Raw genomic sequence first — 2,784 nt, 5'->3', positions numbered from 1 at the left:
GGGGGAGGGCCTGCAGCAAAGTCGCAGATCATCGGCGCTACGGCTGATCTACTAGGCCGTATCAGTTGCTCTATCTGCGGCCACTGATCGATGGCCGCAGTCGTCGCGTCAAGGCCGCAGCACCGCGTCAGCCGTTGGAACTCTCCGGCAGCGGCTCGGCACATTGCCGGCAATAACGCGCATCCGGCGCGTGGCCTTCCAGCCCGCACCGCGGGCAGTTGCGGGTATCGCGCTTGCCGGCGTGGCCGCCTTCGCGCAGCGTGCTGGCCAGTTCGGCGGTGTAGATGCCGGTGGGCACGGCGATGATGCTGTAGCCGATCAGGATCAGGGCCGAGGTGACGAAGCGGCCCAGCGTGGTCTGCGGCACCAGGTCGCCGAAGCCCACCGTGGCCATGGTCACGATGGCCCAGTACATGCTGGTCGGAATGCTGGTGAACCCATGTTGCGGGCCTTCGATCACATACATCGTGGCGCCGGCAATCACGGTGATGGTGAGCACGCTGAACAGGAACACCAGCACCTTGCGCCGGCTGCGCCAGAGCGCGTCCACCAGTTGCCCGCTTTCCTCGATGTAGCGGGTGAGCTTGAGGATGCGGAACAGGCGCAGGATGCGCAGCACGCGCACCACCAGCAGCGTCTGCGCACCCGGCACGAAGAACGACAGGTAGCTGGGCAGGATCGACAGCAGATCGATCACGCCCCACACGCTGAGGGCGTAATGCAGCGGGCGCCGCACCACCGCCAGGCGCAACCCGTATTCGACCGTGAACAGGACCGTGAACGCCCATTCCAGCGGCACCAGCCAGTGCGCCGAATGCGAATGGATGCGCGGCACGCTGTCGATCATGATCACCATCACGCTGGTGAGGATCGCCACCACCAGCATCAGGTCGAAATTGCGCGACGGACGGGTGTCGTGCCGGTAGATGATGTCGAACCATTGCCGGCGCCAGCCGTGGTCGGTGGCGGGAGTGAGTTGGGGATCGGAGAAAGGGCGCATCCGCGCATTGTGCCGCAGGCCGGCGAATGCGCGAGAATGCGTGTTCTCCCTCCGCTTCTGCGACCCACCATCATGAGCACCGCTGCCGATTCGCCCCTGTCCCTCGCGCATTACTACCTGCCGGTGTACCGCCCGCGCCAGGTGGTGCTGGAGCGTGGCCAGGGCAGTCGCGTGTGGGACGACCAGGGCCGCGAGTATGTGGATCTGTCCGCCGGCATCGCGGTCAACGGGCTGGGGCACAACGATCCGGATCTGATGGCCGCGCTGACCGAACAGGCCGGCAAGCTGTGGCACACCAGCAACGTGTTCTTCAGCGCACCGCCGCTGCAGCTGGCCGAAGAGCTGGTGACCGCTTCGCGCTTCGCGCACAAGGTGTTCCTGTGCAACTCGGGGACCGAGGCCAACGAGGCGGCGATCAAGCTGGTACGCAAGTGGGCCAGCAGTCACGGCCGCCTTGCCGACAAGCGCGTCATCGTGACCTTCCGCGGCAGCTTCCACGGGCGCACCCTGGCCGCGGTCACCGCGACCGCGCAGCCCAAGTACCAGGAAGGCTACGAGCCGCTGCCCGGCGGGTTTCGCTATGTGGACTTCAACGACGTGGCGGCGCTGGAGGCGGCCATGGCCTCGGGCGATGTGGCCGCGGTGATGGTCGAGCCGATCCAGGGCGAAGGCGGGGTGATGCCGGCCGCGCCGGGTTTCCTGCGCCGCGTGCGCGCGCTGTGCGACCAGCACGATGCGCTGCTGGTGCTGGACGAGATTCAGTGCGGAATGGGCCGCACCGGCACGCTGTTCGCGCATTGGCAGGAGCAGGTGACGCCGGACATCGTGACGCTGGCCAAGGCGCTGGGTGGCGGCTTCCCGATCGGCGCAATGCTGGCCGGCCCGAAGGTGGCCGAGACCATGCAGTTCGGCGCGCACGGCACCACCTTCGGCGGTAATCCGCTGGCCGCGGCGGTGGCGCGGGTGGCGCTGCACAAGCTGGCTTCGCCGCAGATCGCCGAGAATGTGAAGCGTCAGTCGGCGGCGCTGCGCGCCGGCCTGGAGGCGCTCAACGCCGAGTTCGGCCTGTTCGCACAGATCCGCGGACGCGGCCTGATGCTGGGCGCGGTACTGGCGCCGGCGCATGCCGGGCAGGCCGGCGCGATCCTGGATTTTGCGGCCAACCATGGCGTGTTGCTGTTGCAGGCGGGGCCGGATGTGCTGCGCTTCGTGCCGGCACTGAATCTGACCGATGCCGAGTTGGCCGATGGCCTGGCGCGCCTGCGCCTGGCCGTTGCCGAGTACGCCGCGCAGAAGTGATCGACCTCTGCGCTTCTTTGCGCCATCGCGGCCGGCGCTGTGCCGGTGAGCGCGGTTGGGGAGGAGGCGCAGGTCGTTGTGTTTCCCGATTTGCGCCAGGCCCTGTCAGGGCACGTGGTGTTGCTGCCGCACGTACCTGCGCGGCAGTTGCAGGATCTGCATGAAGACCGCGGTGCGTAGCTGATGTGGACTGCGTAGCGCGCGATGCAGCCCTCTTGCAGCAGCGATTGGATAACGGCGGGGGGCATGGAGGTTTGGGTTTTATCGCTCTACCGTACCCTCACCCCAACCCCTCTGCCGACGGGAGAGGGGCTCGCTTCTGCGTTCGTCGTTAACCCGACACCGACTCAAGGCGCCAACGCTGTCCCTGATCGTGGACGCCGACGCGTCAATGCTGCGAGCGCCGTCTTGCGTAATCGGAGAGAGTGACAGGTGTTCCGCGATGCTCAACGATTCCCGATTCCCGATTCCCCAATCCCCAATCC

General features: G+C 67.0%; 2 protein-coding genes. One reads left to right on the top strand and one right to left on the bottom strand.

Features of this window, described 5'->3' with window-relative positions; all coding sequences use genetic code 11:
- Positions 1 to 127: 127 nt before the first annotated feature.
- The gene (locus EO170_RS00020) at positions 128 to 1,000 is read right to left on the bottom strand and encodes an ion transporter (protein ID WP_104584053.1); all 873 of its coding nucleotides are present in this window, start codon (positions 998 to 1,000) and stop codon (positions 128 to 130) included.
- A 72-nt stretch (positions 1,001 to 1,072) separates the two neighbouring features.
- Here EO170_RS00020 and EO170_RS00015 point away from each other — a divergent pair, with 72 nt between their 5' ends.
- Positions 1,073 to 2,299: an acetylornithine transaminase gene (locus EO170_RS00015; protein WP_126941639.1), complete on the top strand. Its 1,227-nt coding sequence runs from the start codon at positions 1,073 to 1,075 to the stop codon at positions 2,297 to 2,299.
- Positions 2,300 to 2,784: the final 485 nt, after the last annotated feature.

It is taken from the genome of Xanthomonas sp. BRIP62409, assembly GCF_003992965.1.
GTDB classification, from domain to species: domain Bacteria; phylum Pseudomonadota; class Gammaproteobacteria; order Xanthomonadales; family Xanthomonadaceae; genus Xanthomonas; species Xanthomonas euroxanthea.
Note: the sequence above shows the minus strand (reverse complement) of the source record. Positions and strands in the feature narration are given on the sequence as shown.

Bases quoted from the DNA above. Each gene is read 5' to 3' on its own strand.
- EO170_RS00020 (WP_104584053.1), bottom strand. From the start codon at position 1,000: ATGCGCCCTTTCTCCGATCCCCAACTCACTCCCGCCACCGACCACGGC.
- EO170_RS00015 (WP_126941639.1), top strand. From the start codon at position 1,073: ATGAGCACCGCTGCCGATTCGCCCCTGTCCCTCGCGCATTACTACCTG.